Origin of the sequence: Streptomyces sp. NPDC050315 (genome assembly GCF_040655775.1) — a bacterium.
Lineage (GTDB): Bacteria > Actinomycetota > Actinomycetes > Streptomycetales > Streptomycetaceae > Streptomyces.
In genome coordinates, this window is record NZ_JBFAKN010000006.1 from 363439 (window position 1) to 385440 (window position 22002).

The 22002-nt window shown below is 73.4% G+C and carries 17 protein-coding genes and 1 pseudogene; 7 read left to right on the plus strand and 11 right to left on the minus strand.

The features are described 5' to 3' along the window. Positions 1–89: 89 nt before the first annotated feature. Both AB0I82_RS23945 and AB0I82_RS23950 read left to right on the plus strand, forming a co-directional pair. A complete protein-coding gene (locus AB0I82_RS23945) occupies positions 90–800 on the plus strand; it encodes an FCD domain-containing protein (protein WP_363259392.1) in 711 nt (236 codons plus the stop codon). A gap of 98 nt (positions 801–898) precedes the next feature. Next, entirely contained in the window at positions 899–2209 is a 1311-nt protein-coding gene (locus tag AB0I82_RS23950) for an MFS transporter (RefSeq protein WP_363259393.1), read from the plus strand. Between the two features lie 32 nt (positions 2210–2241). On the opposite strand, the pseudogene AB0I82_RS23955 reads toward AB0I82_RS23950, so the two are convergent. Next, positions 2242–2907: pseudogene (locus AB0I82_RS23955) on the minus strand (adenosylcobinamide amidohydrolase); the annotation flags it as partial. A gap of 35 nt (positions 2908–2942) precedes the next feature. Here AB0I82_RS23955 and mltG point away from each other — a divergent pair. Next, positions 2943–3809, plus strand: a complete 867-nt coding sequence (gene mltG / locus AB0I82_RS23960) for an endolytic transglycosylase MltG (RefSeq protein WP_363259394.1) — start codon at positions 2943–2945, stop codon at positions 3807–3809. Positions 3810–3850: 41 nt separating this feature from the next. On the opposite strand, the gene AB0I82_RS23965 is transcribed toward mltG, so the two are convergent. The 4 genes from AB0I82_RS23965 to AB0I82_RS23980 are packed head-to-tail and all read right to left on the minus strand — an operon-like array spanning position 3851 to position 7506. Beyond that, positions 3851–4579, minus strand: coding sequence for an ABC transporter permease (locus tag AB0I82_RS23965; protein WP_363259395.1), 729 nt, complete (start codon positions 4577–4579; stop codon positions 3851–3853). 47 nt (positions 4580–4626) lie between these two features. Beyond that, positions 4627–5538, minus strand: a complete 912-nt coding sequence (locus AB0I82_RS23970) for an ABC transporter ATP-binding protein (protein ID WP_363259396.1) — start codon at positions 5536–5538, stop codon at positions 4627–4629. Next, complete coding sequence (locus AB0I82_RS23975; protein WP_363259397.1) at positions 5535–6446, minus strand: ABC transporter permease subunit; 912 nt, start codon at positions 6444–6446, stop codon at positions 5535–5537. The genes AB0I82_RS23970 and AB0I82_RS23975 overlap by 4 nt, the downstream gene beginning before the upstream one ends. Then, entirely contained in the window at positions 6439–7506 is a 1068-nt protein-coding gene (locus tag AB0I82_RS23980) for an ABC transporter ATP-binding protein (protein ID WP_363259398.1), read from the minus strand. Before AB0I82_RS23980 ends, AB0I82_RS23975 begins: the two co-directional genes overlap by 8 nt. A 222-nt stretch (positions 7507–7728) precedes the next feature. Between AB0I82_RS23980 and AB0I82_RS23985 the strand changes: the two genes are divergently transcribed. The 3 genes from AB0I82_RS23985 to AB0I82_RS23995 all read left to right on the plus strand — a co-directional run bounded on the left by AB0I82_RS23985 (position 7729) and on the right by AB0I82_RS23995 (position 11549). Further along, a complete protein-coding gene (locus tag AB0I82_RS23985) occupies positions 7729–8595 on the plus strand; it encodes a M24 family metallopeptidase (protein ID WP_363259399.1) in 867 nt (288 codons plus the stop codon). Between the two features lie 32 nt (positions 8596–8627). Then, on the plus strand, positions 8628–10391 hold the full coding sequence (locus AB0I82_RS23990) for an SDR family oxidoreductase (protein ID WP_363259400.1): 1764 nt from the start codon (positions 8628–8630) through the stop codon (positions 10389–10391). Positions 10392–10595: 204 nt separating this feature from the next. After that, positions 10596–11549: a MerR family transcriptional regulator gene (locus AB0I82_RS23995; protein ID WP_363259401.1), complete on the plus strand. Its 954-nt coding sequence runs from the start codon at positions 10596–10598 to the stop codon at positions 11547–11549. A 60-nt stretch (positions 11550–11609) separates the two neighbouring features. On the opposite strand, the gene AB0I82_RS24000 is transcribed toward AB0I82_RS23995, so the two are convergent. The 3 genes from AB0I82_RS24000 to AB0I82_RS24010 form a co-directional block, all read right to left on the minus strand. Continuing rightward, positions 11610–12173: a hypothetical protein gene (locus tag AB0I82_RS24000; RefSeq protein ID WP_363259402.1), complete on the minus strand. Its 564-nt coding sequence runs from the start codon at positions 12171–12173 to the stop codon at positions 11610–11612. Positions 12174–12228: 55 nt separating this feature from the next. Beyond that, positions 12229–13128, minus strand: coding sequence for a zinc metalloprotease HtpX (htpX, locus tag AB0I82_RS24005; protein ID WP_363259403.1), 900 nt, complete (start codon positions 13126–13128; stop codon positions 12229–12231). Positions 13129–13220: 92 nt separating this feature from the next. Continuing rightward, positions 13221–14126, minus strand: a complete 906-nt coding sequence (locus AB0I82_RS24010) for an LLM class flavin-dependent oxidoreductase (RefSeq protein ID WP_363259404.1) — start codon at positions 14124–14126, stop codon at positions 13221–13223. Between the two features lie 142 nt (positions 14127–14268). On the opposite strand from AB0I82_RS24010, the gene AB0I82_RS24015 reads away from it, so the two are divergent. Continuing rightward, on the plus strand, positions 14269–15114 hold the full coding sequence (locus AB0I82_RS24015) for an HAD family hydrolase (protein ID WP_363259650.1): 846 nt from the start codon (positions 14269–14271) through the stop codon (positions 15112–15114). Between the two features lie 41 nt (positions 15115–15155). Here AB0I82_RS24015 and AB0I82_RS24020 read toward each other — a convergent pair whose 3' ends face one another. The 3 genes from AB0I82_RS24020 to cydD form a co-directional block, all read right to left on the minus strand. Further along, positions 15156–16364 carry a M23 family metallopeptidase gene (locus tag AB0I82_RS24020; RefSeq protein WP_363259405.1) on the minus strand — a complete coding sequence of 403 codons (1209 nt, stop codon included), beginning with the start codon at positions 16362–16364 and terminating at the stop codon, positions 15156–15158. Positions 16365–16604: 240 nt separating this feature from the next. Next, positions 16605–18284 (minus strand): GAF domain-containing protein, encoded by a 1680-nt coding sequence (locus tag AB0I82_RS24025; RefSeq protein WP_363259651.1) that lies wholly within the window; start codon positions 18282–18284, stop codon positions 16605–16607. A 152-nt stretch (positions 18285–18436) separates the two neighbouring features. After that, complete coding sequence (gene cydD / locus AB0I82_RS24030) at positions 18437–21973, minus strand: thiol reductant ABC exporter subunit CydD (RefSeq protein WP_363259406.1); 3537 nt, start codon at positions 21971–21973, stop codon at positions 18437–18439. Between the last annotated feature and the right edge of the window lie 29 nt (positions 21974–22002).

The following is a 22002-nucleotide window of genomic DNA, read 5'->3' on the forward strand; positions in this document are numbered from 1 at the left end:
GCACACAAGCTGTGGGTAACTCCGCCGACCGTCAGTTGTAGGATGACTGGGCAACCGGGGGACTGGAGCTATACGGACTGAGGAGCGGGATGGCGTTGCAGGCCGCGGGTCGGCAGTCACTGGTGGACACCGTGGTCGACGCGCTCCGGGCGCAGCTGAGCGCCGGGGAGTGGAAGGTCGGCGACCGCATTCCCACGGAGCACGCGCTCGCCGAACAGCTTCAGGTGGGGCGGAACACCGTGCGCGAGGCCGTGCGCGTCCTCGTGCACGCCGGGATGCTGCGGTCGCGCCAGGGCGAGGGCACCTTCGTCGTCTCGGCCACCGACCCGGCCGCCGTCATGCGCCGGGTGCAGCGGTCGGGCGTACGGGACGTCCTCGAAGTACGCATCGCGCTGGAGGCCGAGGCCGCCCGTCTCGCGGCCTCGCGGCACGAGCCGGCGGATCTGGACCGGATGCGGGCCGCGCTGGACGCACAGCGGGCGCTGGAGGACGCGGAGGGGCAGCCCCTGCCCGACAGTCTGGAGCAGTACGCCGACCACGACGTGGCCTTCCACCGGGCCGTCGTCGCCGCCGCGCACAACGCCGCGCTGAGCGCCACGTACGAATGGTTCAGCAGTTCCGTGCGCGAGGCGCTCGTATCGGGGCTCGGCGACCGGGACATGCCGCAGATCCTGCACGGCGATCACCACGCCGTCCTGGACGCGATCGCCTCGGGTGACCCGGACGCCGCGGAGGCGGCCGCCCGCACGCTGCTGGACCGGCCGAAACGCGCGGTGGAGGCGCTGCTCGCCGGACGGTGAGCCGTACTGCCTGCCGTGCCCGCTCCGCCGCCCGTACGCGGGCCCCGCACGCCCCACTCGTACCGCACCGCACCCACCGACAGGAGAGCCACCCCACCATGCCCGGGACCAGCCCCGAAGCCCCGCCGACCGCCGGCGCCCCGCCGCGCGACGGAGTGCCGTTGATCGACGCCGAGGAAGACCTGACCCCGGCGCCGCAGCTCGCCGCCGCCCGCCGCCGGCTGCGTACGCATCCCGCGCTGCTCCTCCTGGGCATCGTCCTCGCGTCCCTCAACATGCGGGCCGCGCTCGCGGGCGTTTCGCCGCTGCTCGGCGAGATCGGCGAGCACTTCGGGCTGAACGCGACCACCGGCAGCCTGGTGACCGTGATCCCGCTGGTCTTCATGGGGCTCGGCTCCTACGTGGCACCGAAGCTGGCCGGGCGCTGGGGTACCGAGACCGTCCTGTTCAGCGCGCTGGTACTGCTCTGCGCCGGCATCGTCGTCCGCGTCGCGCCGCCGCTGGTGGCGCTGTTCGCCGGCTGTGCGCTGGTCGGCGGGTCCATAGCCCTGCTCAACGTGCTGATGCCCGGCCTGATCAAGCGGGACTTCCCCGACCGGGCCGCGCCCATGACCGCGCTGTACTCCACGGCGATGATCCTCGGCGCAACCGTTTCGGCGGCCACCTCGGTGCCCCTGGAGAACGCGCTCGGCAGCTGGCAGGGATCGCTGGTCTCCTGGGGGCTGCTCGCCGCGGTGGCCGCGCTCGTGTGGATTCCGCAGGTGGTCCTCGCACGGCGCGGCGCGCGGCACGGGAAGGCCGCCGCGGTCCCGAAGCACAGCGCCGAGTCCGGCCCGAAGCTCAGCCGCTCGCCGCTGGCCTGGCAGGTCACGCTCTTCATGGGCTCGCAGTCGCTGATCGCCTACGTGGCCATCGCCTGGCTGCCCACGCTCTTCACCGACCACGGGATGGACAAGGCGCAGGCCGGACTGGTCTTCGCGTTCAGCACGCTGGTGCAGATGGCCGGTTCGTTCGTGGTGCCCGTACTGGCCGGGCGGATGCGGCGGCAGCGCCTTCTGGCGGCGTGCGTCGCACTGCTGATGGCGCTCGCCTGCACGGGCCTGCTCGTCGCCCCGGTGGCCGGGGCCTGGGTGTGGGCCGCGCTGCTCGGCATCGGGCAGGGCGGCGCGCTGGGCCTGGCGCTGACGATGATGGTGCTGCGGGCCGGCGATCCGCACACCGCCGCACGGCTGTCCGGCATGGCCCAGACGTGGGGCTATCTGCTCGCCGCCGTCGGCCCGTTGGCGCTGGGCGCGGTGCACCAGGCGACGGGCGGCTGGACGCTGCCGGTCACGCTGCTGCTCGTGGTCTGCGCGGCGCTGGTACTGCTGGGGATGGGCGCCGGGCGGGACCGCCGCATCGGAGCCTGAGCTCCGCGTTCCTGTAGGAGAGCGCGCAGCGTCGCTTCGTGCACGGCGCGCGCCAGCCGTGCGCCCCAGAGGGAGCGCGGCCCGGCGAACTCCTCCACGGGCTGCTCCGCTTGCGGTACTCGTGCGGCGACGCACACCGCGTCCGTAGGCGTGCCCGAGGCGTCCAGCCCGTGATCGAGCAGCGCCTGGACCTTCGCTTCGGTCGCTGTCATCACGGAGTTGACCAGAGCGGCGTCGGAGAGGGCCACGGGCAGCCTGACGAGGATGTTGATCGTGCCGGGGCGGTACGGGGCGTCCGCTGTGCCCGGTGTCGTGTCCGCGGTGCCCGGGGCTGTGTCCGCGGCCCAGCCGTGCACGCCCGTTCCCGTCGTGACGAGCGCCTGTGCGCCCCCGTCGTACGCCGACGAGCGGGTTCCCAGGATGTCCGCGGCCGTCATCATGCCGACGCCCGGCCCCGTCGCCCCGGCAGCGGCGGTGATCTCCGCGAGGTGCGCCTGCGGGTCGCGGCGCGTATAACCGTGCGCGACCTGGGCGTTGAGTACCCAGGAGCGGGCTCCGATGCCGCCGCCGAGCACCGCGCTGGAGATCATCCGGTGACCCGGGCCCGGTCGCCACAAGAGGGCGGGAAGGGTCCGGCCGTCCGTGGTGTCGCGGTGCCGCACGGTGCGTACCGGGAGCGGCGGTATGAGCGTGGTCACCCACGCCACCCTACGGTCTGGCCTACCGTGCCCCCATGAGCGATGTGCACGATACGCAGCACTCCGGTGGCCGGCGCCGCACACGCCTCACCCGGAGGGCGCGGCTTCTCCTGATCGGCGGCGCCGCCCTCGTCGTCGCCCTCGTCCTCCTCCTGGTGCTCCTCCCCGGGGACGAGCGGTCGGCGCGGGCCGAGAAGCTCACCCTCCCGGAGGGCCGGCGGGCCTCCCAGACGTATGCCGCCGTCGACAAGGCGCTCCACGTCGCCTCGGGGACCACCGAGAAGGCCGCCAAGAGGGCCGCCACGGCCCGGAATCCGGCGAAGCGGCTGCGCCTCCCGGCCGAGGCGAAGGGCAACCCCGAGGGGTACCTCTACCCGGCGACGTATCCGGTCGACGAGGACACCACCCCGGCGGGCCTGCTGTCCTTCATAGTGAACACCGCGCGCCAGAGGTACGCGGCGGACGGCCTGCCGCCGACGGCCCGCCCCGGGGGCCTGAGCGCGTACGAGACGGTCGTGGTGGCCTCCGTCGTGCAGGCCGAGGCGGACACTCCGCGAGACATGGGCAAGGTCGCCCGGGTCATCCGCAACCGGCTCGCCAAGGGAATGCCGCTCCAGATGGACTCGACGCTCAACTACGGTCTGGGCCGGTCCACTCTGCGCACCAGCCACGCGGACACCCGTACGGACAGCCCGTACAACACCTACCGGCACGAGGGGCTGCCGCCGACGCCGATCGGCAATCCGGGCCAGGACGCGACGCGGGCCGCGATTTCGCCCCCGAAGGGCGACTGGCTGTACTTCGTCACGGTCCGGCCCGGCGACACCCGCTTCACCGCCGACTACGAGGAACACCGCAGGAACGTACGGGAGTTCAACAAGCACCAGGAGGCGAGCAGTTAGCCGGTGCCTACGGGTGCCCCGCTCCGCCGCCCTACTGGGGCTTACTCCTCCCCCGCCAGCGTCAGCGACTTGAGCCGGCGGGCCGCGTACCAGGTCGCCGCGCCGGTGACCGCGACGAGCAGTACGACGGCGGGCACGAGGCCCACGTCCGAGGTGACCGCGCCCTCGGCGCCCGCCTTCTGGGCCAGCGCGAGTGCCCACTGCTGGACGCTGAGGGTGCGCGCCCCGGGGACGAGGTTGCCGAAGACCGCCTCCCAGACCAGCGCGTAGACCAGCCCGATGACGACGGCATGCCGGGTGACCGTGCCGAGGAACAGGAAGAGGGCGCTGTAGGCGACGGAGGCCACCGCGGCGGCGAGCGCGTAGGCGACCGCGAGCTGCTGACTGTTGCCGTTCAGCACGAAGCCCGCGATCAGTACGGGCACGGCGGAGAAGGCGACGCTCACGCCGATCGCGACGAGCAGCTTGGTGAGGATGACCGTCGACCGCCGTACGGGCTTGGACAGGAGGTACACCACCGAGCCGTCGTCGATCTCCGGGCCGATCGCGCCCGTACCGGCGATCACACCGATCAGCGGCACCATCGTGGCCAGCGCGAAACCGCCCAGGACGGTGTTGGCCGTGGTGTCGTCGGCGCCGGTCAGCGCCCGTACGGCGATGGCGATGACGAGCAGCAGAACGGGCAGCGCGAAGAGGATGGCGGCGCGGCGGCGGCCGAGCAGCGCCCGGTAGGTCAGCCGGGCGACGGTGGGATGGACGAGCGATGACATCGCGTCAGGGCTCCTTTCAGGTCGTATGCGACCGCTTCTGTACGGCTTCAGGCCGCTACGAGATAGGAGAAGACCGATTCCAGCGACTCGTCCGAAGGCGAGACGGCGAGGAGCCGGATGCCGTGGTCCCGGGCGACGCGCGGCAACAGGGTGGTGAAGCGGCCGAAGTCGACGGCCTGGATGCGCAGCGCGCCCTCTTCGAGGTCGACCTCGATGCCGGACGTCGAGGGGTCGGCGATCAGCGCGGCGGCCAGCGCCCGGTCGTCGTCGGACCGTACGAGGTAACGGTGCGGCCGGTCCGTCATCAGCCGGCGGATCCGGCGGAAGTCACCGGAGGCGGCGTGCCGGCCGGCCACGATGACCTCGATGTGGGACGCCAACTGCTCGACCTCTTCGAGGATGTGGGAGGAGAACAGCACGGTGCGGCCCTCGTCGCCCATCCGCCGCAGCAGCTCCATCAGCTGCATGCGCTGGCGCGGGTCCATGCCGTTGAACGGCTCGTCGAGCAGCAGCACGGACGGCTCGTGCACCAGCGCGGACGCCATCTTCACGCGCTGCCGCATGCCCTTGCTGTACGTGGAGATGCGGCGGTCCTGGGCGTGCTCCATGTCGACGGTGGCCAGCGCGCGGGCCGCCTCCTTGCGGCCCAGGCCGTGCAGTTCGGCGTTGGCCAGCACGAAGTCGCGCCCCGTGAGGAAGTCGTACATGGCCTCGCGCTCCGGCACGATGCCGATGTCGCGGTAGATCGACTCGTTGCGCCAGACGGTGCGGTCGTCGAGGGTGACGGTGCCGCTGGAGGGCGCCAGGAAGCCGCCCATCATGTTGAGCAGCGTGGACTTGCCCGCGCCATTGGGGCCGAGCAGACCGGTCACCCCGGGGCCGATGGTCATCGTGATGTCGTTCACGGCAACGACATTTCCGAACCAGCGGGAGACATTTTCCATCTTGACCGTAGTCACAGTCCGGCCTTTCGGTAGCGGCGCATCAGTAGGGCCAGCGAGCCGGCGATGAGGCCCAGCACGACGAGGAGGTACACGAATCCGGCGCCCGTGGACGGGCCGATGCCGTTCGGGGCCGCCGAGGTCGCGCCCAGGAAGGCGCTCTGCACGCCGTCGATGAGAGTGATCGGGGAGAACAGCCCCAGCCAGCCGATGACATCGGTGTTGCCCTGGGCGAAGGCGATGCCCTGGATGGCGCTGACCGCGGCGTACGGAATGGTCAGCACGGCGATGACGGCGGCGACCCCGAAGCCGCGGCGCGGCGTGAGCGCGGCGATGACCAGCCCGATCGCGGCGAAGAGCAGCGAGAGCAGGGCCACCGACACCAGGCCCTGGGCGAACCCCTTCGTCTGCTCGGCGAAGTCGAGTTTCGCCAGCAGCGCGCCCGCGTACAGGATCAGCAGCGGCACGGCGGTGAGGAGGAACAGCGCGCCGCTCATCGCGGCGTACTTGGCCGCCACGTAGTCGGCGCGCTCGATCGGCCGCGAGAAGTACAGCGGCACGGTCTTGAAGCGCAGGTCGCGGGAGACGGACTGGGGCGCCTGCGCGGCCAGGAAGAGGCCGATGACCGCCTGCAGATAGACCGCGTAACGGGTGTAGTCCAGCGGCAGGTCGCGCGCCTTGGTGAAGACCGTGACCGCCACGAGGATCGCGGCCGGTACGCACATCACCGCCAGCAGGATCATCGGCAGCACCTTCGTGCGCGCCGAGCGGCCCAGCCCGTAGGCGCCGCGCAGGCTCTGGGAGAAGAGCGAGCGGCGGGCGTACGCGCGTCCCAGCCGGGCGCCGTCGTAGTGGCGATAGCCGATGTCGTGGATCGAGGCGGCGGGGCCCGGGCCGCCCGTGGGGGCGGTGGTGGACTCAGGCATCGGGGGCTCCTGCGGGGGCTGCTTCGGGGGCTGCGGGGCGCGCGGTGGCGTCCGTACGGGCCGGGGCGGCGGCGTGGCCGCTCTCGGGCCCGCTCTCGTGGTCGCTCTCCTGGTCGCGGTCGCGGAAGACCTCCGCGATGCGGTGCCGGCGCTGTTCCATCCGGACCAGGCCGAGGCCGAGCTCCGCGACGGTGTCCCGGACCAGGTCGTACGTCTCCTCGCCGGCGGCCTCGACGTACAGCAGACGGCCGGTCGCGGCCGGGTGCCCTTCGCCGGGGCCGGCCGCGGGGCCGGTCACCGCGCCGGCCGCCGTCAGGGCCTCGCGCAGCGCGCGCAGCCCGTCCGGATGCGCGTCGGTGTCGGTGACCTCGATGGCGAGCGAGGTGGTGGCCTGGGTGAACTCGTCCGTGGCCGAGGAGCGCAGCAGCTTGCCGCCGTCGATGACGACGACGTGGTCGCAGGTGCGCTCCAGCTCACCGAGGAGATGCGAGGTGACCAGTACGGAGATGCCGAAGTCGCGGTGGACGCGGCGGATCAGGCCGAGCATCTCGTCGCGCCCCGCCGGGTCCAGGCCGTTGGTGGGCTCGTCCAGGAAGACCAGCTGGGGGTCGTGGACGAGCGCCTGGGCCAGCTTGACGCGCTGCTTCATGCCGGTGGAGTAGCCCCCGATGGGGCGGTAGCGCTCTTCGTAGAGGCCGACGTGGCGCAGGGTGTCGGCGGTCCGCTCCCGGGCGGCGGTCGGCGGCAGCCCGGACATCCGCGCCATGTGGACGACGAACTCGGTCGCCGAGACGTCCGGTGGCAGGCAGTCGTGCTCGGGCATGTAGCCGACCCGCTCGCGGATGGCGCCGCCTTCGGTGGCCACGTCCAGGCCGAGGACCGCGGCGGTGCCTTCGCTGGCGGGCGACAGGCCCAGCAGGATCTTGATCAGGGTGGACTTTCCGGCGCCGTTGGCACCCACCAGGCCGGTCACGCCGGGGGCGATGTCAACGGAGAGCCGGTCCAGGGCGGTCACCCGCGGGAACCGCTTGCTGAGGCTTTCGGTCGCGATCACAGTCACGCACTCGACGCTAGTGTCGCGCGCCACACCGGGCGTCACCCCAGACGGCTGGATGTCCGTCCGACTCCAGGCGTAGCGCCCCGTAGGGGGTCCTGCGAGGGGCTGAGGGCTCCGGCGGGAAGTTTTCCACAGGCCGACGACGGACCCTTGACGCAGCCGTCGACCATTGTCACATTCATCAGTGTCAAGTTACGCGCACGTACCGCGACGGAACGGTTGGCGATGACCACAGCAGCGACGGCGACCACAGCGGCGGCCAGGGGCCCGGCCGCGGAGCTCGGCGGGTTCAGGGAGGTCCAGCGGCTGGCGTATGCCTGCGCCGAAGCGGTGGCCGCGCAGCTGAAGCCGGGGGTGACCGAGCGGGAGGCGGCCCGCATGCAGCGCCACTGGCTGCGCGAGCGGGGCGTCACGGACTGGTTCCACCTGCCCTTCGCCTGGTTCGGCGATCGCACGGCCTTCGCGAACTTCCGCGTCCCGCTGCAGTTCTTCCCGACGAACCGGGTGCTGGAGCCGGGGATGCCCTTCATCCTCGACATGGCGCCGGTGTACAAAGGCTTTACGGCGGACATCGGGTACTCCGGCTGCCTCGGCCTCAGCCCGCTGCACGACCGGCTGCTGGCCGATCTGGAGGCGCACCGCGAGCTGATCCTGCGCGAGGTGCGCGAGCGTCGCCCGCTGCGCGAGATATACGAGGACGTCGAGCGCCTCATGGTCCGCCAGGGATATGCGAACAGGCACCGCGCGTACCCCTTCGGCGTGATCGCCCACAAGGTCGACCGCGTACGCGAACGCCGTTGGTCGCCCACGCTGTTCGGGTTCGGCACCCAGTCGCTCAAGGGCCTGGCGTCCGACGCACTGCACGGCCACCGCGAGGGCTGGTCCCCGCTGTGGAGCCCGTACCGCTTCTCCGACCATCCCCCGCAGCCCGGGCTGTGGGCGGTCGAACCGCACCTCGGATTCCGGGGCACCGGCGCGAAGTTCGAGGAGATCCTGGTCGTCACCGACTCCCGGGATCCCGAGGAGAGCGCCTTCTGGCTGGACGACGATCTGCCGCATGTGCGGCGCTGGCAGGAGGAGAAGGCGGCGTGAGCAGGGCACGTAGGGAGAGCGGGGAAGCGATCGTGAGCACGGGACTCGGGAGCGCGCGGGAGCGCTGGGTCCGCACGGGCGGCGTGGAGCTGTGCGTGGCGGAGCTGGGCGATCCGTCCCGGCCCACGGTGCTGCTGGTGCACGGCTATCCGGACAGCAAGGAGGTCTGGTCGCGGGTCGCGCCGCTGCTGGCCGAGCGCTTCCATGTGGTGCTGTACGACGTCCGGGGCTGCGGCCGGTCCACGGCGCCGCAGCCGCTGCGCGGCGGGTACACCCTGGAGAAGCTGACCGACGACTTCCTGGCGGTGGCCGACGCCGTCAGCCCGGACCGGCCAGTCCATCTGGTGGGGCACGACTGGGGTTCGGTGCAGTCCTGGGAGTTCGCGACGGTCGAGCGCACGCAGGGCCGGATCGCGTCCTTCACCTCGATGTCCGGCCCGTCCCTGGACCACTTCGGGCACTGGATCAAGAAGCGCATGGTCCGGCCCACCCCGCGCCGCGCGGCCCAGCTGCTGAACCAGGGCGCCAAGTCCTGGTACGTCTACATGCTGCACACCCCGGTGCTGCCCGAGCTGGCCTGGAAGGGCCCGCTGGGCAAGCGCTGGCCGAAGATCCTGGAGCGGGTCGAGAAGGTCCCGGCCGGGGAGTACCCGACCGCGTCCCTGCCCACCGACGCCGCGCACGGCGCCTGGCTGTACCGGGACAACGTCCGCTCCCGGCTGCGCCGCCCGCGCCCGGACGCGTTCGCGCACTGCCCGGTCCAGCTCATCACCCCGACCGGCGACGCCTTCCTGTCGGAGCGGCTGTACGACGAGCTGGAGCAGTGGGTCCCGCAGCTCACCCGCCGCACGCTGCCCGCCAAGCACTGGGTGCCGCGCACCCGCCCGGATCAACTGGCCGCCTGGATCGAGGAGTTCGTCACGGCCAAGGAGGAGGGCGATCCGGCCAAGGAGGCCGCGCCGCGCGGGCGGTACGCGGACCGGTTCGGCGGCAGCCTGGTGCTGGTGACCGGCGCGGCGAGCGGCATCGGGCGGGCCACGGCGTTCGCGTTCGCCGAGGCCGGCGCGCGGGTGGTCGCGGTGGACCGCGATGCCGAGGGGGCGGCCCGTACGGCGGATCTGGCGCGGCTGATCGGAGCGGGCGCCGCCTGGTCGGAGGCGGTGGACGTCAGCGACGAGGCGGCCATGGAGAAGCTCGCCGAGAAGGTCGCCGCCGAGTACGGCACGGTCGACGTCCTGGTGAACAACGCGGGCATCGGCCTGTCCGGCTCGTTCCTGGAGACCACCACCGAGGACTGGAAGAAGGTCCTGGACGTCAATCTCTGGGGCGTCATCCACGGCTGCCGGATATTCGGCAGGCAGATGGCCGAGCGCGGTCAGGGCGGTCACATCGTCAACACCGCCTCGGCCGCCGCGTTCCAGCCCTCCCGGACGCTGCCCGCGTACAGCACGTCCAAGGCGGCGGTGCTGATGCTCAGCGAGTGCCTGCGCGCCGAGCTGGCCGGGCAGGGCATCGGGGTCAGCGCCATCTGCCCCGGCCTGGTGAACACCAACATCACCAGCACGTCGCACGTCGCCGGGGTCTCGGCCGAGGAGGAGCAGCGCCGCCAGTCCAAGGCCGCGCGCCTCTACGGCCTGCGCAACTACCCACCGGAGAAGGTCGCCGACGCCATCCTGCGCGCGGTGGTCCGCAATCAGGCGGTGGTGCCGGTCACCCCCGAGGCGCGCGGCTCCCGCGCCCTGTCCCGCTTCGCACCGCGCGCCCTGCGCGCACTGGCCCGGATCGAGCCGCTGTAGGCAGCGGCACGGCGGTCCGTGCGGGGACGATGCCGGGATGGCGCGAGTCGGCCGGAGCGTTACCGCGCCGCCGCACGCGGTCGTACCATCCCTCGCAGGAAGGGGCACCGCGCAGTACCGCCCTGTACCTCGCGTACTCCCCGGCCGCCCGGGCCGCCGGGGGCACGGCCGGGCGGCGCGGGCCATCTCGTGAGGAGCACCGCATTGACCGAGCAGCACGGCCCCGCGGCCGAGTACCGCATCGAGGAGCTGGCGCACCGGAGCGGCACGACGGTCCGTACGATCCGCGCGTACCAGGACCGTGGGCTGCTGCCCAAGCCGGAGCGCCGGGGCCGGGCGAACGTCTACGCCGACGCACATCTCGCCCGGCTGCGGCAGATCTCGGACCTGCTGGACCGCGGGTACACCCTGGCCAGCATCAAGGATCTGCTGGAGGCATGGGACGCGGGGCGGGGGCTGAGCGGGGTGCTGGGCCTGGTCGCCGAGATCGACGGGCCGTGGACGGACGAGGAGAGCGGCCGGATCTCCCGCGAGGAGCTGAACGCGGCCTTCGGCGGCAGCCCCGACGAGGCGGCGGTGGCCGACGCGGTGGAGCTGGGGGTGCTGGAGCCGGTGCCGGGCAGCCCGGAGGAGTTCCTCGTGCCCAGCCCGCAGGAGCTCGCGGTCGCGGCCGAGCTGCACTCCGCGGGCGTGCCGCTGCCCGCCATCTCGGGACATCTGCGGGAGCTGCGGGTGCAGGTGGAGCACATAGCCTCGCGCTTTCTGGACTTCACCACCGAGCATGTCTTCCACCAGTACTTCGACCACCCGCCGAGCGACGCCGAAGCGGAGGAGGCGGCGGGCCTGGTCCGCAGGCTGCGGCCGCTGGCCCAGCAGACCGTGGACGCCGAACTCGCCCGCGCCATGCGGACGTTGGCGAGCCGCTATCTGCGCCATCAGCTGCACAGCGAGGCCCCGGAGCGGCAGGCCGCGGCCGAGCAGGTGGCGTTGCCGGCCGCCACGGTGCAGTCCGTCCGCGACCTCGTCGGCCCGGCGGGCGTCGCGGCCTTCGTCGCCGCGGCCACCGACCGCGAGGTGAGCGCCCGCCGGATGGACTCCTTGGTCACGCACGCCGACCGCACGGGACCCGACAGGCCGGCGAGTGCGAGTGACCGATGAGAGGGTCCGTCCGTTTCACGTGAAACATCCGGCGCGCGGAGATACCTCCGCAGGTCTCCCCTAGAGCCCCGGCGCTCCCCACACCGGGAACCAGCGGCTCAGATCCTTCTCCACGGTCAGGTCGTCACCGAGCAGGGACCGTACTTGGAGTTCGAGCGGGTTGTCGCGCTTCTCGCCGGAGCCGGAGAGCGGGGCGAAGGGGTAGAACGTGCCGCGCTTGTAGAGGTAGACGAGGGCCAGCGAGCGGCCCCGCTCGTCGCGGAAGCCGATCAGTGAGCAGAGCAGCTGCGGCCCGAAGCCGCCCTCCTGGAGCGCGGTGTTGACCGCGTGCAGGTCGTTGACCAGGCCCGCGGTGTCCTCCGCGGCATGCCGGGCGAGCATCCAGGTGTAGCCGTACTGGTCCTGGCTGAACTCCACCGGCGGGCCGAGCAGCGCCCGTACATCGGCCCGGATGCGGGCGAAAGCGCCGCCCTCGACGCTCGCGAAGCAGACCGACCCCCGGCCGGTCGGCGTGAACCCGGTCGCCGCCTGCAAGGTGATCGCGGCGGACGGCAACGCGAAGAGCTGGTCGAGGTCGGGCCGCACCGCCTTGCTGCGGCCGAGGATCACGTCCAGAAAACCCATGCGGTGGCTCCTAGAGGCGGGAAGAAGGGCGGGACAGAGGCCGTCCCGGCCCGGCTCACGGGCGGCCCAGCTGGGCGGAGATGCGGCCGAGCTGGTCCAGGCGCTGTTCCAGCGTCGGGTGGGAGGACAGCAGCTGGACGGCGTTCGCCATGGAGAACGCCGGGGCGAAGTAGAACGCGTTGAACGGCTCGGCCTTGCGCAGATCGCGGGTGGGAATCCGCGCCATCTGGCCGGTGACCTTGGTGAGCGCTGCGGCCAGCGCGGACGGCCGCCCGGTGAGCAGTGCGGCGGCCCGGTCGGCCGACAGCTCGCGGTAGCGGGACAGCAGCCGGGTGAGCAGGAAGCTGATGACGTAGACGACCGCGCTGACGGCCGTGACGATCACGATGGCGAGGGCGGCGTTGTTGTCCCGGTTGCTGCGCCCCACACCGCTCCAGAGCGCCGCCCGGGTGATGATCCCGGCCAGTACGCCCAGGAACGAGGCGATGGTCATCACCGCCACGTCGCGGTGGGCGACGTGCGACAGCTCGTGCGCGAGCACCCCCTCCAGCTCCTCGGGCTCCAGTCGGCGCAGCAGTCCGGTAGTGGCACAGACCAGGGAGTTCTTCTGGTTGCGCCCGGTGGCGAAGGCGTTCGGTACATCGCTGTCGGCGATGCACACCTTCGGCTTGGGCATGTCCGCGAGCGCGCACAGCCGGTCCACGGCGCCGTGCAGCTCGGGCGCCTGCTCGGGGGTGACCTCACGCGCGCCCATGGCGAATGCCGCGATCCGGTCGCTGAACCAGAACTGGCCGATGAACAGCGCGGCCGAGATCAGCAGCACGAACAGCCACGCGCCCTTGAGCAGCACCACCAGCACGCCGACGACCACGACGTACAGCAGGCCGATGAAGAACATCGTCACGACCATGCGCGAGGTCAGCCCGCGGTCCGGGGCGAATCGGGTCTGTGCCATGAGGTCCTCCAGCCGGACGGTCCAGCCGACCGCCCGTACGACGACGCCTCTGCCCCGATTCTCCCTCTTGATTCCCCTTTGGGCACCGCCCGCTACGCCGCCAGCTGTGCCGGGCCCTCCACCGCGATCCGCTCGAACACCGACAGGTCCGCGGCGAAGATCGTGTCGTCGATCGGCCAGTGCAGAACGATCTCGTCGATGCCCAGCTCGCCATGGCGCCCGGCGAAGTCCACGAACGCGTCGACGGAGTCCAGCGGCCGGTCCGGCGTGAAGCCGGTCAGCAGGGTCTTCGGCAGCTTCCCGGCGTCCCGGCCGACGGCCTCGCACGCCGCGCCCAGCTTCTCGATCTGCCCGGCGATCGCGGCGTACGACTGCTCGGGCGTCCCGGCGGCGGACACCTTCGGGTCGCCCGTGGTGACCCACGCCTGGCCGTACCGCGCCGCCAGCCGCAGCCCGCGCGGCCCCGTGGCCGCCACCGCGAACGGCAGCCGCGGCCGCTGCACGCACCCGGGGACATTGCGCACCTCGTGCGCGTTGTAGTGCTCGCCCTCGTACGTGACCGCGTCCTCGGTGAGCAGGCGGTCCAGCAGGGCGACGAACTCGGCGAAGTGATCGGCGCGTTCGCGCGGCGTCCACGGCTCCTCGCCCTCGCCGAGCAGGGCGTACGCGTCGAAGCCGTTGCCGCCGGCGCCGATGCCCAGCGTGATCCGGCCGTCGCTGATGTCGTCCAGCGAGATCAGCTCCTTGGCGAGGGTGACCGGGTGCCGGAAGTTGGGGGAGGTCACGAGGGTGCCCAGCCGCATACGTGAGGTCGCGGCGGCGGCCGCGGTCAGCGTGGGCACCGCACCGAACCACGGCCCGTCCCGGAAGGGCACCCGCCAGGAGAGGTGGTCGTAGGTGTACGCGGCGTGGAAGCCCAGCTCCTCGGCGCGCTGCCACACCTCCCTTCCGCCTTCGGACCAGCGGCGGACGGGCAGGATCACGGTGCTCAGTCGCATGCCACCGAGCCTACGGTGGACACGGGCCGGAAGCCCGTAAAGCTCATGCGGGCAACCCAACGCACGCCTGTGCGCGCATATGCGGGAAGATGGCCTGGTGACTGATGGCCCTGTGACAGACGATCCCGCCGCCGCGCCACCGCTGCCCGGCCGCCGCACCCGGCTGATCGCCACGGACCTCGACGGCACCCTGCTGCACGACGACAAGACCGTCTCGGACCGTACGATCGCCGCGCTCGCCGCCGCCGAGGAGGCCGGCATCGAGGTCTTCTTCGTCACCGGCCGGCCGGCCCGCTGGATGGACGTCGTCAGCGACCATGTGCACGGACACGGCCTGGCGATCTGCGCCAACGGCGCCGCCGTCGTCGACCTGCACCGCGGCCGCCGCATCGTCGAGGTCCGCGCGCTGCAGCGGAGCGCGGCGCTCGGCGTCGTGGAGGCGCTGCGCGCCGCGGCACCCGGCACGTCGTTCGCCGTCGAGCGAACCGGCGGCATCCACTACGAGCCGCAGTACCCGCCGTTCCACCTCGACCCGGGTGCGCTGATCGCGCCCGTCGAGAAGCTGCTCGACGACGCGTTCGAGAAGGCCGGCGAGCCCGTCCTGAAGGTCCTCGCGCACCACTCCGAGCTGGACCCGGACGCGTTCCTCGCGCTGGCCCGCGATGCCGCCGGGCACCTCGCGTCGTTCACCCGGTCCAGCCCCACCGCGCTGCTGGAGATCAGCGGCGCGGGCGTCAGCAAGGCCGGCACGCTCGCCCGCTGCTGCGCCGAACGCGGCATCGCGCCGCACGAGGTGGTCGCGTTCGGCGACATGCCGAACGACCTCGAAATGCTGACCTGGGCGGGGACGTCGTACGCCATGGCCAACGCGCATCCGGACGTACTGGCCGCGACCACTCACCGCACGGCCGGCAACAACGAGGACGGCGTCGCTCTCGTCATCGAACGTTTGATCGACCAGCTGCTGAAGGAACGATCCAGCGGCTGACCCGGCGATGCCGCACACCCGTACCGCTGAGAGCCGGCGCGTCACACTCGTACGCCGCGTCCGCGCAACCAGTGGAGCGGCTCGACCGCCGCGTCGGCACCGGGGCCGCGCCGCACTTCGAAGTGCAGATGCGGCCCGGTGGAGTTGCCGGTGTTCCCGGACAGGGCGATCGGCTGCCCGGCGCGTACCCGCTGCCCCGGGCGCACCAGTACCGCCGAGAGGTGCGCGTACTGCGTGTACGTGCGCCCGCCGTGCCGCACCACCACGCTGATCCCGTACGGGCCGCCGCACTCCACCGCCGTCACCCGGCCGCGGCCCGCCGACCGCACGGGCGTGCCGACCGGCACCGCGAAGTCCTGCCCGGTGTGGCGGTGCGCCCAGTGCGCACCGGCGCCGCCGTACGAGGCCGACAGCGCGTACCCCGTCACCGGCCGGGTCCAGCCCCGCGCGGGCACGGCAGCGGGCGCGAGGAGCCCAGCGGCCGAGGCCACCCGATCCGGCGGCCCGGCGCAGCCGGACCCGGCAGCGCCGGTCACCAGCCGCCACAGCCGCCCGCGCGCCCGGTCCAGGCTGCGCCCGATGCGCGCCCGCTCGCCGGCCAGCCGCTGCTGCCGGGCGTCGAGGGCCTGCGTACGGCCGGCCGCCGCCGCGCTCCCCGCCGCCAGTTCCCGGCTCGCGCGCAGCGCCGTGCGCGCCCGGGCCGCCACGGCACGCTCCCGCCGCTCGGCCAGCCGGTGGCCGCGCAGCAGGTCCTCCGGGGACGCCGCGGCCAGCACGCGCACGGCGTAGGACAGCCCGCTGCCCGTGCGGTACTGCTCGGCCGCGATCCGCCCGGCGGTACGGCGCAGCGCCGCCGCGGTACGGCGTTCCCGGCGCAGCCGCTCGGTCAGCCGCGCGGCGCGGGCCCGCTCCGCCCTGGCGGCGCGCAGGCCCTCCCTGTACGACCGGCCGGCCCGGCTCGCGGCCGCGTCGAGCAGGGCCACCTCCAGGCGCGCGCGGGCGAGTCGGCCGGCGCGCCCGCGCGTGGCCGTACGGTCGCGCGCCGCCGTACGGCCGGACCCGCCGCTCTCGTACCGCGCGCCGCCCGCACGCCGTACCTCGGTACCGTGCCGTGCCGCGCTCTCGTGGCGAGCCACCTGCCCCGGCAGCGCCGCGCCCTCGTACGCGGTGGCAGCCACGGCCGGGCCCACGGGCGCGCCGCCCGTGGGCAGCCCACCGGGCAGCAGCCCGCCCAGCACGATCGTGAACACGCACACGACGGCACCGCGGCGGCGGGCGCGCGGCCGGCCGGCGCGGCCCCTGCGTGGCGCGCGTGCCTCCGGACGGCACGACAGACCTGGATGCATGGGCAGATCGTTGCGCGCTCAGGACGCCGGGCGAGGGAGCGTGGTTCCCGCTCCGGCACGTAAGCCACCGAACGGAGCACAGGCGTCCGGCCACCTGGGGGACGCTGCCGTACGCACCACCTGGAGCAGCTGCGCCGCCGCCCGTTACAGCGGTGCCTCCCACGTGACCATCGTGCCCGCACCCTCCTCGCCGAGCCCCGGCCCGTACGTACTGGACCCGCCCAGCGCCTCCGCCCTCCGGGCGAGGTTCTTCAGGCCGCTGCGCCGGCCGCCCTCGGGGATGCCCACGCCGTCGTCGGCGACCGTCAGCCGTACCGCGTCCCGCCCGTCCGGCAGCGTGGCCGTGGCGTCCACGACGACCTCGATACGGGAGGCGTGGGCGTGCCGGAAGGCGTTGGACAGCGCCTCACGGAGCGCGGCGATCAGATTCTTGCCGGTCGACTCGCCGACCCTGGCGTCCACCGGGCCGACGAAGTTCACCGACGGCTGGAAGCCCAGCGGCACCGCCGCCGTGCCGATCTCGCGCAGCACCCGTGTACGCAGCCCCGCGGGCGCCTCGGCGGGCCCCTGCTGCAGGGCGAAGATCGCCGTACGGATCTCCTGGATCGTCACGTCCAGCTCGTCGACGGCCTTGCCGACGCCGTCCCGCACCTCGGGCACCACCGCCTTGCGCGCGGCGCCCTCCAGCATCATCCCGGTCGCGAACAGCCGCTGGATGACCAGGTCGTGCAGGTCCCGGGCGATCCGGTCGCGGTCCTCGTAGACGGCCAGCCGCTCGCGGTCGCGCCGCGCATCCGCCAGGACCAGCGCCAGCGCGGCCTGTTGGGCGAACTGGGTGGCCAGCGTGCGCTCCGCGGCGGTGAACTGCCGCGCGCCGCGGGCCCGTGGCGTGGCGAGGGTGCCCAGGACGCGGCCGCCGCTCTTCAGGGGCAGCAGCATGCTGGGCCCGAAGTACGGCGCGACCTCGGTGACCATGCGCGGATCGGTCGCCGAGTCCTCGACGAACACCGGTTCCCCGGCGAGCAGGGTGGCGGTCACCGGGCTGTCGGGCGGGATGTGCGTCCCCGTGAGCCGCACCGGGTCGTCCGCGGCCGCGGCCACGATCTCCAGTCCGCCGTCCGCCTCGGGCAGCAGCACGATCCCGGCCGCCGAGTCCGCCAGCCGCCGGGCCTGCTCGGCGACGACCGCCAGCGACTCGTCCACGTCGCTGCCCGCGAGGAGCGCGGTGGTGACGGCGGCGGCGCCGTCGATCCAGCGCTCGCGCTGCCGGGTCGCCGCGTACATCCGGGCGTTGCCGATCGCCAGGCCCGCCTCGGTCGCGAGCACCCGCACCATGTGCAGGTCGCCCTCGCTGAACTCGCCGCCGCCGCGCTTCTCCGTCAGGTAGAGGTTGCCGAAGATCTCCCCCTGTACGCGGATCGGCACCCCGAGAAACGTGCGCATCGGCGGGTGTCCGGGCGGGAAGCCGGCCGCGCGCGGGTCCTGCGTGAGGTCGCTCAGGCGCACCGGCCGAGGGTCGTGGATGAGCGCGCCGAGCAGGCCTTTTTGGCCGTCGGGCAGCGCGCCGATGCGCCGGTGGTCCTCCCCGGTCACGCCGTACGTCACGAAGTCCGACAGACCCTCGCGCGCCTCGTCGACGATGCCGATGGCCGCGTACCGGGCGTCGGCCAGCTCGGCGGCGGTCTCCACGATGCGGTCCAGCGTGATGTGCAGGTCCAGGCCCGCGCCGACGGTCCGCATGGCCTCCAGGAGGCGCGGCAGCCGGGCGGTGATCTGCGGTGCCAGCCCCTGGAGGCTGCGCGTCGCCTCCGTGGCGGCGTCCATGGTGCCGGCATCGGAGTCCTGCGCGGGGCCCTCCGCCGGTCCGGGCCCGCTCGCTGATCCTGCCGTGGCTGCCATGCCCCGAGCCTAGTAAGTCCCTTTTGTCGAGGAAAGTCGCGCTCGACTACTGAGGACGGACCCGGCGCCGCGTGGCGCTACGGCCGGGCCGCCGCCGCGTACCGCGCGTCCGTCGCCCGCTCGCGGTCCCGCATCCGGCGGAACGGGCCGTCGGCCGCGGCCAGCTCCTCGTACGGGCCGCGCTGCACCACGCGCCCGCGGTCCAGTACGAGAATCTCGTCGACCGCCTCCAGACCCGCCAGCCGGTGCGTGATCAGGACCGTCGTCCGGCCGCTGGTCACCTCCAGCAGGTCGGTGGTCAGCGCGTCGGCGGTGGCCAGGTCCAGGTGCTCGGCCGGCTCGTCCAGTACCAGTACCGGGAAGTCCGCGAGCAGCGCGCGGGCCAGCGCAAGGCGCTGCCGCTGCCCGCCGGACAGCCGCGCTCCGTGCTCGCCGACCAGCGTGTCCAGCCCGTCCGGCAGCCCGCGCACCCAGTCCGCGAGCCGGGCGCCGGCCAGCGCCGCCCAGAGATCCGCCTCGTCGGCGTCCGGCCGGGCCAGCCGCAGGTTCTCCCGCACCGAGCTGTCGAAGAGGTGGGCGTCCTGCGCGCACAGGCCGACCCGCCGCCGTACCGCGTCGCCGTCCGCCTGCTGCGCGTCCACCCCGCCGAGCGTGTACGTACCGGACTCCCGGTCCAGGAAGCGCAGCAGCACCTGCGCGAGCGTCGTCTTGCCCGAGCCCGACGGGCCGACGACCGCGATCCGGCGGCCGGGCGCGAGCGTGAAGCCCACCCCGTCGAGCGTCGGCCGCACCTGCCCGGGGTGCCGGGCCGTCAGCCCGCTCACCATCAGCGGGAACGGCGACTCCGGTACCGCCACCGGCTCCGCCGGCTCGGAGACCGGCGCCGGCGCGTCCAGTACCTCGAAGACCCGCTCGGCGGCGCGGCGGGTGCGCTGCCGGTACTGCACGGCCAGCGGCAGCCCGGCGACCGCCTCGAACGCGGCCAGCGGCGTCAGTACGACCACCGCCAGGCTCACCCCGTTCAACCGCCCGTCGTGCACGGCCTGTACGCCGACGACCGCGGCGGCCGCGACGGTCAGCCCGGTCAGCAGCGCGATCAGCCCGGCACCGGCACCGGCCGCCGCGGCGGACCGGGACGCCACCGCCGTCAGCTCGCGGTCCGCGCGCCGGGTACCGGCCAGCCGCTCCCGCAGCGCGCCCGCGACCGTGAGTTCGGCCGTACCGGTGAGGAGGTCGACGACGCGCGCGGAGAGCACGCCGCGGGCCGGGGCCAGCCGCCGCTCGGCCCGCCGCGCCAGCGCGCCGGACACCAGCGGTACGACGACGCCCGCCAGCAGCAGCCCGACGGCGAGCACCGCGCCGGCCTCCGGCAGCAGCCAGGCGGTGAACCCGGCCGAACCCGCGCCGACCACGACGGCCGCGCCCGCCGGCAGCAGCCAGCGCAGAAAGTAGTCCTGCCCGGCGTCCACGTCCGCGACCAGCCGGGACAGCAGGTCGCCGCGGCTGCGGTCGCGCAGCCCGGCGGGCGCGAGCTTCTCCAGCCGCCGGTAGACCGCCACCCGGGCGTCCGCCAGCATCCGGAACACCGCGTCGTGCGCGACCAGCCGCTCGGCGTACCGGAAGACGGCCCGGCCGATGCCGAACGCGCGGGTCGCGGTGACGGCGACCATCAAGTAGAGGACCGGCGGGTGCTGAGAGGCCCGGGAGATCAGCCAGCCGGAGGTGGCCATCAGGCCTACGGCGCTTCCGAGGGCGAGGCTGCCGAGCAGCAGCGCCAGGGCGAAGCGGGAGCGGTGGGCTCGTGCCTGCGTTCGGAGGCGGGCCAGGGCGGGGGCCCGGGTCTCCGCCTCGGCGTCGTTGTCGGTGCCGGGCCCGGGACTCCGGGGGTGGTCGTCGGACTGCTTCGCTTTACGTCCGACGACCACCCCCTCCGCCCCGGACCCTTCCGTCGTCTCGGCGGGTGCCGGTGCGTCGTGGTGTCCGGTGAGGTGAACGACCCGGTCGGCCGCCCGCAGCAGGGCCGGGCGGTGGGCCACCAGCAGAACCGTGCGGCCCCGGGCCAGGCGGCGCACCGCGTCCACGACGGACGCTTCCGTCGCGCCGTCGAGGTTCGCGGTGGGCTCGTCGAGCAGCAGTACCGGGCGGTCGGCGAGGAACGCGCGGGCGAGGGCGAGCCGTTGGCGCTGTCCGGCGGAGAGGCCCGCGCCGGACTCGCCGAGCCGGGTGTCGGGGCCGTCGGGGAGCGCATCGACGAAGCCGAGCGCGCCGGCGTCGCGCAGCGCGGCCCGCACCGCCGCGTCATCGGCGTCCGGCCGGGCCAGCCGCACGTTCTCGGCGACCGTGCCGGCGAAGAGGTACGGGTGCTGCGGCACCCAGGCGATACGGCTGCGCCAGCTGTCGGGGGAGAGGGTGGCGAGGTCCACGCCGTCGATCAGCACCCGGCCGGCGGCCGGCTTCGCAAAGCCGAGCAGGACGTTCAGCAGCGTGGTCTTGCCCGCGCCGGACGGCCCCGTCAGCGCCACGGTCTCCCCGGCCGCGACCTCGAACGACGTCTGCGCGAGCGAGGGTTCGGGGCGCCCGGGGTGGCGTACGACCAGACCGTCCACGACGATCCCGGTCCCCGCCGGGGCCTCGCGCGTCCCGCCGTGCCCGGTCCCCGCTTCCGTCTCCAGTACCGCGAAGATCTCCTCCGCGGCCGCCAGCCCCTCGGCCGCCGCGTGGTACTGCGCGCCCACCTGCCGCAGCGGCAGGTACGCCTCGGGCGCCAGGATCAGCACCATCAGCCCGGTGGACAGGTCGAGGTCGCCCTTCACGAGCCGCATGCCGACGCCGACCGCGACCAGCGCGACCGAGATCGTGGAGAGCAGTTCCAGGGCGAAGGAGGACAGGAAGGCGATGCGCAGCGTGCGCAGCGTGGCCCGGCGGTACTCGCCGGTGATGGTGCGGATCGCGTCCGCCTGGGCCTTGGCCCGGCCGAAGACCTTCAGCGTGGGCAGTCCCGCGACGACGTCGAGGAAGTGGCCGGACAGCCGGCTCAGCAGCTTCCACTGCCGGTCCATCCGCGACTGGGTCGCCCAGCCGATGAGGATCATGAAGAGCGGGATGAGCGGGAGCGTGACGACGATGGTCGCCGCGGAGATCCAGTCGCCGGTCACGATCCGTACGAGCACGGCGATGGGCACGACGACCGCGAGGCCGAGCTGCGGCAGGTAGCGCGCGAAGTAGTCGTCGAGCGCGTCGATGCCGCGGGTGGCGAGGTTCGTGAGCTCACCGGTCCGCTGAGTACCGAGCCAGGACGGGCCGAGCCCGGTGGCCTTCGTCAGCAGTCGCGTCCGCAGCTCGGACTTCACCGCCGCGCTCGCCCGGTGCGCGGCCAGCTCGGTCAGCCAGGAGACGATCCCCCGGCCGACCGAGACCAGCGCGAGCAGTAGGAGCGGCGTGCTCAGGCCGCCGAGGTCGAGGTCGCGCTGGAAGGCGCCGACGACGACCTCGGCGATGAGCATCGCCTGGCCGATGACCAGGCCCGCCCCGGCAAGGCCGAGGATCACCACCGCGACGAGGAAGAAGCGGGTGGCACGGGCGTACCGAAGCAGGCGCGGGTCGATCGGTTTCACGTGAAACATCCGTCCTGGCGTACGTAACG

Bases quoted from the DNA above. Each gene is read 5' to 3' on its own strand.
- mltG (WP_363259394.1), top strand. From the start codon at position 2,943: ATGAGCGATGTGCACGATACGCAGCACTCCGGTGGCCGGCGCCGCACA.
- AB0I82_RS23985 (WP_363259399.1), top strand. From the start codon at position 7,729: ATGACCACAGCAGCGACGGCGACCACAGCGGCGGCCAGGGGCCCGGCC.
- AB0I82_RS24010 (WP_363259404.1), bottom strand. From the start codon at position 14,126: ATGCGACTGAGCACCGTGATCCTGCCCGTCCGCCGCTGGTCCGAAGGC.
- AB0I82_RS23965 (WP_363259395.1), bottom strand. From the start codon at position 4,579: ATGTCATCGCTCGTCCATCCCACCGTCGCCCGGCTGACCTACCGGGCG.
- AB0I82_RS23975 (WP_363259397.1), bottom strand. From the start codon at position 6,446: ATGCCTGAGTCCACCACCGCCCCCACGGGCGGCCCGGGCCCCGCCGCC.
- AB0I82_RS24025 (WP_363259651.1), bottom strand. From the start codon at position 18,284: ATGGACGCCGCCACGGAGGCGACGCGCAGCCTCCAGGGGCTGGCACCG.
- htpX (WP_363259403.1), bottom strand. From the start codon at position 13,128: ATGGCACAGACCCGATTCGCCCCGGACCGCGGGCTGACCTCGCGCATG.
- AB0I82_RS23950 (WP_363259393.1), top strand. From the start codon at position 899: ATGCCCGGGACCAGCCCCGAAGCCCCGCCGACCGCCGGCGCCCCGCCG.
- AB0I82_RS23945 (WP_363259392.1), top strand. From the start codon at position 90: ATGGCGTTGCAGGCCGCGGGTCGGCAGTCACTGGTGGACACCGTGGTC.
- AB0I82_RS24000 (WP_363259402.1), bottom strand. From the start codon at position 12,173: ATGGGTTTTCTGGACGTGATCCTCGGCCGCAGCAAGGCGGTGCGGCCC.